At 31.8% G+C, this 5,432-nt stretch carries 9 protein-coding genes; 7 read left to right on the top strand and 2 right to left on the bottom strand.

Features of this window, described 5'->3' with window-relative positions:
* Positions 1-138 precede the first annotated feature (138 nt).
* Complete coding sequence (locus M0D21_RS22805; protein ID WP_248334260.1) at positions 139-366, bottom strand: hypothetical protein; 228 nt, start codon at positions 364-366, stop codon at positions 139-141.
* A 111-nt stretch (positions 367-477) separates the two neighbouring features.
* Entirely contained in the window at positions 478-2,199 is a 1,722-nt protein-coding gene (locus M0D21_RS22810; RefSeq protein ID WP_248334284.1) for a helix-turn-helix domain-containing protein, read from the bottom strand.
* A gap of 293 nt (positions 2,200-2,492) precedes the next feature.
* On the opposite strand from M0D21_RS22810, the gene M0D21_RS22815 reads away from it, so the two are divergent.
* The 7 genes from M0D21_RS22815 to M0D21_RS22845 all read left to right on the top strand — a co-directional run bounded on the left by M0D21_RS22815 (position 2,493) and on the right by M0D21_RS22845 (position 5,189).
* Complete coding sequence (locus M0D21_RS22815) at positions 2,493-2,675, top strand: hypothetical protein (protein ID WP_248334292.1); 183 nt, start codon at positions 2,493-2,495, stop codon at positions 2,673-2,675.
* A 441-nt stretch (positions 2,676-3,116) separates the two neighbouring features.
* A complete protein-coding gene (locus M0D21_RS22820; protein ID WP_248334294.1) occupies positions 3,117-3,275 on the top strand; it encodes a hypothetical protein in 159 nt (52 codons plus the stop codon).
* 530 nt (positions 3,276-3,805) lie between these two features.
* Positions 3,806-4,051 (top strand): hypothetical protein, encoded by a 246-nt coding sequence (locus tag M0D21_RS22825; RefSeq protein ID WP_248334296.1) that lies wholly within the window; start codon positions 3,806-3,808, stop codon positions 4,049-4,051.
* A gap of 57 nt (positions 4,052-4,108) precedes the next feature.
* Complete coding sequence (locus tag M0D21_RS22830; RefSeq protein WP_248334299.1) at positions 4,109-4,267, top strand: Blp family class II bacteriocin; 159 nt, start codon at positions 4,109-4,111, stop codon at positions 4,265-4,267.
* A gap of 26 nt (positions 4,268-4,293) precedes the next feature.
* Positions 4,294-4,506: a hypothetical protein gene (locus M0D21_RS22835; protein ID WP_248334307.1), complete on the top strand. Its 213-nt coding sequence runs from the start codon at positions 4,294-4,296 to the stop codon at positions 4,504-4,506.
* A gap of 34 nt (positions 4,507-4,540) precedes the next feature.
* Positions 4,541-4,777 (top strand): hypothetical protein, encoded by a 237-nt coding sequence (locus tag M0D21_RS22840; protein WP_248334309.1) that lies wholly within the window; start codon positions 4,541-4,543, stop codon positions 4,775-4,777.
* Positions 4,778-4,841: 64 nt separating this feature from the next.
* Complete coding sequence (locus M0D21_RS22845) at positions 4,842-5,189, top strand: hypothetical protein (RefSeq protein WP_248334318.1); 348 nt, start codon at positions 4,842-4,844, stop codon at positions 5,187-5,189.
* Positions 5,190-5,432: the final 243 nt, after the last annotated feature.

A 5,432-nucleotide genomic window follows, 5' to 3' on the forward strand; every position in this document is an offset into this window, starting at 1 on the left:
TTCACAAAACGTTGCCGTATAACAAATACAAATAAGGCTGTAAATAAAATTTACAGCCTTATTTATATTTTATCCCTGAAGCTTTAAAGTATATAAAAATACTACTTCATTAAATATGAGAAGTATGTTTCTTACATGTTAATAAAAATATCGCTTATCGCATCCATGATGCCCTCCACTTCCAGTTCCTAGAGTGTCATCATTCGTTGGTAACGTTCCTCCCGTTCCATTGCCTACAGTCCTATTGCCTCCTGTTCCATTTTCTCCATTTCCGTGTCCTCCCTTTATCGAAGTTAAGTTCTCGAGCGAACAAACTTTAATTTTCTTAAGAGAAAGCTTTTTGTTAAATGATTTGTGATTTTTCATTGATAAGTTTTTTAAAATTTAAGTTTCAAAATTAGCTTAAAATAAGGTGTTGTAGTAATAGAGCTTTTGACAATTCCAGAATTACGTGTTCTTAGTATGCAAAAAAGTATATCATAATTCAGATTTAGTCAACTGTTTAATATAATAAGAAGGTTTTATTTTTACTTGCTTATAAAATACATTTGAGAATGTTTCTGCTCTACTATAACCAAACTCATTTGCAATAGCTTTTATCGTAAATTTTCTAAGCATTTCATTTTCTCTTAACTCTTTTACAGCATGATTAATTCTTAACTCATTAATATAATTTGTAAAGGTTTTGTTTTTATAATGATTTATTACTCGCGATAGATATTTAACATTAGTATCAATATCATCAGCAAGTGACTGCGAAGTGACACCTATTGCTAAAAAACCTTTTTCCTCTTCAAAGATTTTAAGCTTTTCCAATATATATTTTACATGTTTTTCGGGTACTTGAAGCTCCTTAGTTTCTTCGGTCTTAGTAATGGGGTCAATTTTATTTCTTATGTCCGTTTCTTCAGAATGGGATTTTTTCATCAATTCATCGAATCGTAATTGATAGGTTTTCCTTTTCCGGTATTGTCTGTATAGCAATATAGATAGGATTAATATAAATACACTTAGAATCGATAAACCGAAAATATAATTACTCGTATTTTTATTTAATTTTTTGATTAAACTTTGCTGCTCTTCCTGCAATTTTGGGATATCATAATCTTGTTTAACCTTTTTACTTATAATTATTTGATCATTAAGATATTTACCTAAGATTGTATTAAGTTTGGATAAATACTTATTTTGATTTTCCAGATCATTAACATCTTTATAATAGTCTTTTAAATACTCATAAGTTTTAACATGTTTATATTGAGGAATAGAATTTAAAGTTTCCAAAACAGAATCGGTTTTCTTAAAAAATACTATAGCTTTTTCTTTTTCTTCAAGGTTATAATATGATTTTCCTAGATAATAATAACTATCGATAGTATTAGATATATCATTGTTTTCAAGGATCGTGGGCAAAGCATTATGTATACTGTCTTTTGCAGCATTATATTCTTGATTTATGTGCTTGTTAATACCTTCACATAACACAAAATATGCTTTGTTTCTCTCGAAATTACCGTTGTCTTTTTTTGAAGATTCTAAATACCCTAACTTATTATAATATGTGGCAGAGTCATATTTTTTAAGCCCTAAATATGTTTCTGCGATCGCATGAAGAGTACTCAAATATCGTGACCGATATTTTGCTTCGGATTTGTTCTTATAATACCGCTCACATTTTTTATATAGTAGTAATGCTTCTTGTTTCTCATTTAGATGTTCACTCTTTACAATTCCTATAAGGTAATCAATACGGTGAGAGAGATCAATGTTGTTATCGGCATATTTTCTAGCTCGATTTACATTATTTACAGCTAGTGTAATGTTTCGCTCATGATATAAATAAAACTGAGCTTTTGAAAAATATGCTAGCGCTGGGTATTCGTTAGTTTTTCTTGTTTGGGAATAGGAAATAGAACTATCCAGATATTTAATACTATTTTCTTCTTCTGGAACAGTAAAATGATATAAGTAAAAACCTTTTGCAATTTTTGATGAATCTAATTCTTTTTTAGCCTTACTTATGAAAATTTTTGTAGCCAATTGTGCTTTTTCTATATCATCAAAATTGTTTTCCTGATAAACCTTCTCCAATTGCTCATAATTTAATTTATACAGAGAATCTTGGATGTTTTGTGCAGATGTGCTAAAAAAAACGGTTAAAATAATTACTAGGGAAATATACTTGAATGCTTTAGGCATGTTGTTTTTGTTGAGGAACTAATTCAATAAAGTGCTGCTTATTGTGACAAAAATAGCATTATTTTATTCATTCTGAGAAACCCTATGAATTATGCAGAACAAAAAAACAAGAATTCTATGTGGGCATTCTATACTTTAAATTAAAAAATTAATCTTTTTTAAATAATAAACAGATAATTCGGGAAAAACGATCGTAATTCTAGAATACTAAAGAACATAATTCTAATTGGATTTAGTGCTCAACTATATTTGTTGAAAGAAAGCGCTTTAAATTAATTTAAAATCTAAAGAGAATGAATACTAAAAAGAAATTAAGTCTTAAAAAAATGAATGTCGCAGAACTCAATACTGTAAAAGGAGGTTTTGCCGGTGGTACTAATGGAGGAACATTTTCATGTCCAAGTAATTTTACGGGGCTCCCTGGCAGTGGTCTACCAACAACAGCAACAAGAATTCCTACGAATATATTTCATTAATATAGCCTGTGTTGTGAATAAGTGTAGAAACTCGTTTAAGAAACAAAATTCAGGAAAAACGATCGAATTTCCGGAATCTTCAAAACAATGGTTTGTGACATAGTATGTTAGTGCTGTATGTTTGATTCAGAAAACTTAGTAAAGCTAAAACTTAGTATACTGTGTGTAAAACATTTTCTACGTTATGTAGAGCTGATTAGTGAGAGATTGGCAATATGAAATCGCCTAAGAAGATTCTTGGGCGATTTTTTTATAACCATTTGTATAATAAATCGAAATTCGAGAAAATCGATCGAAATTCTGGAATGTCAGATAATACCTGTTGTCTATCACCTTTTTGAAGTTTTATGTTTGCTGATATAATGATTGTAAAAAATATGTTTCGTTAAAATTTTGAAAATTATGAAGACTAAAAAGAAGTTAAGTTTAAAAAAAATGAACGTGGCACAGTTAGATAGTGTAAAAGGGGGAAATATGAACTGGACGGCTCCCTTGCCAACCGCAAACCCTAATGGTTGTGGTCAAGGTACCATGGGATTAGCATGTCAGTATTCGCAGACCCCTATGAGCTGTCAGGTTTGTGTCCAAATGGAAAGGTAAAAAATCTTCTCTGTTGATAGACTGCACATTTTTAGCTGATTTGTGAGTATATTTTGAGAGTTTGAGTAAGAATCGTTTAAACAATGTTTAGGCGATTTTTTTTTACCTGATATTACGAATTACCTGAGGTTTGGGTTTTATTTAGTTAGATAGTCATCATCATCTTTTTTATTAATAGACAAGAGCACTTTAATATCAATTTTTCAGATGCCTATATAGGATTTTATAGGTGTAAAAAACGGGAAGTAACTTTATCTGAATTGATATATGTGTTTAGGTGAGTAGTCTTCAATTTTTGCATTTTATTATGCTATTGCTTTTTCGGTTTAAGTAGTTGTTTTTTAGTTTTTTAATAGTGATCTAGGTGTACGAAATTATATTTTGAAGTAACAAAATCGAAATTCGAGAAAATCGGTCGAAATTCCAGAATGTCTATTGTAAACTGTTGCATTGAGGTGATTTGAAAATTTATGTTTGTTGGAGTCAAAGCGCTTTGATATAAAAAAGTTTAATAATTAAAATTTAACAAAATGAGAGATTTAAATTTTGAAGAAGTACAGGAAGTAAATGGTGGAGATTGGGATTGGGGAGCAATTGGAACTGGTGTGGCCTTGATAGGTTTGGGAGTTGCTATAGTAGCAACTGCTGGATTAGCTACAGTTCCTATTGGTTTAGCAGGTGCTGCAACTGCAGGTGAGATCATTGTAGCTGGCGCTGCACTTGGAGCTGCAGGTGCAGGAGGAGTGGCAATTGGTTCGGGAATGCAAGAAGAATAAAACTAACTAATGAGTAGTAGAGACTCAGTTCTCTAAGTATAATTAAAATTTAACAAAATGAGAGATTTAAAATTTGAAGAAGTACAGGAAGTAAATGGTGGAGGAGCAGTAGACGGAGCAATAGCTGGTGCAACTGTAGGAGCCGCATTTGGTCCAATTGGGATCGTTGTGGGAGCTGTTGTTGGGGCAGTTGTTGGAGCAATTGGAGAAGAATAACAGTTAAACTATTAAAACTAAAAAAAATGAGAGATTTAACAACAAACGAAGTATTCTATGTCTCTGCAGGAGAAGGTACTAATCACTATTCACTAGTTGGAAGAGCAATTGGAGGAGGTTTAGCAGGTGCAGCTGCAGGTGCAAAACTTGGTTCTTTTGGTGGACCAGCAGGTTCAGTTATAGTAGGAGCTCTTGGCTTTGGTATAGGAGCTTTTGCAGGAATGTTTTCGGAAGACTAGTGTTTAAAACTTTATGAATCATAAAATTAACAAAATGAGAGATTTAACAAATAAAGAATTACATGTTGTACATGGAGGATGCACTGGTGTCACTGTTGGAGGTGTTCTGGCAGGTGCAGTAGGAGGAGCTCTAAGTGGTATGTCTACAGGAGGGTTAATAGGAACAGGTCCAGCTCCTGGAGTTGGAAGTGCTATTGGTGCTGTAGTAGGTGGACTTTTTGGTGCTATCGCTGGAGGGTTTATTGCTGCTAGCCAATGCAGTGAAGAGTAGGTAGATAATCGGGGTAGTTGTTTTAGCTACCCCGATTCATTTTTAATTATGAAAATAATAATTAATGAATACTAATTTAAATCAACTATTTGAGAACTTATCGTCTGCTTACAGACATAATAATTTAGATGCAATTTTTAATCTCCACCACCCATATAATGAATTATTTAATATGGGTAAGGATCAATTAAGAACTGTTTTGTCCAATTATGAACTAGATGTGAGTTTTGAGAACTTAAATATTTTACAAGAAGACGAAGATGTTCGTATCGTTAGAGTTTCTCAAATTACAAAAAAGGAAAATGGTCCAGAATTTAGAGACAACGAAATAGATATGATAGTTGTTCTGAAACCGCATAATGATACTATTAAAATCTTATCTACAGCATCGATAGATACTAGATTCTTATAACATAAACGAATAACAACATACAGATATGAAAAATAAAAAAATAAATTTTGAGAAGAGTACAATTTCCAAATTAGGATTGACGAAAATACATGGAGGCTACCATGATTCGTGCACTCCAGATTGTAATATTACTAAAACTAATTTGGTATGCTTACCCACACAGACCGAACAAGAAATACAATAATATTATAGCTAACCATGAGTTCAAATTTATTTCGTAGGGAAGCTATAGCGAATAATACA

The organism is Aquimarina acroporae (genome assembly GCF_023195925.1).
GTDB lineage: Bacteria > Bacteroidota > Bacteroidia > Flavobacteriales > Flavobacteriaceae > Aquimarina > Aquimarina acroporae.

Coding starts and splice junctions, on each gene's coding strand:
- M0D21_RS22805 (WP_248334260.1), bottom strand. CDS start 366: ATGAAAAATCACAAATCATTTAACAAAAAGCTTTCTCTTAAGAAAATT.
- M0D21_RS22835 (WP_248334307.1), top strand. CDS start 4,294: ATGAGAGATTTAACAACAAACGAAGTATTCTATGTCTCTGCAGGAGAA.
- M0D21_RS22830 (WP_248334299.1), top strand. CDS start 4,109: ATGAGAGATTTAAAATTTGAAGAAGTACAGGAAGTAAATGGTGGAGGA.
- M0D21_RS22845 (WP_248334318.1), top strand. CDS start 4,842: ATGAATACTAATTTAAATCAACTATTTGAGAACTTATCGTCTGCTTAC.
- M0D21_RS22815 (WP_248334292.1), top strand. CDS start 2,493: ATGAATACTAAAAAGAAATTAAGTCTTAAAAAAATGAATGTCGCAGAA.
- M0D21_RS22825 (WP_248334296.1), top strand. CDS start 3,806: ATGAGAGATTTAAATTTTGAAGAAGTACAGGAAGTAAATGGTGGAGAT.
- M0D21_RS22840 (WP_248334309.1), top strand. CDS start 4,541: ATGAGAGATTTAACAAATAAAGAATTACATGTTGTACATGGAGGATGC.
- M0D21_RS22810 (WP_248334284.1), bottom strand. CDS start 2,199: ATGCCTAAAGCATTCAAGTATATTTCCCTAGTAATTATTTTAACCGTT.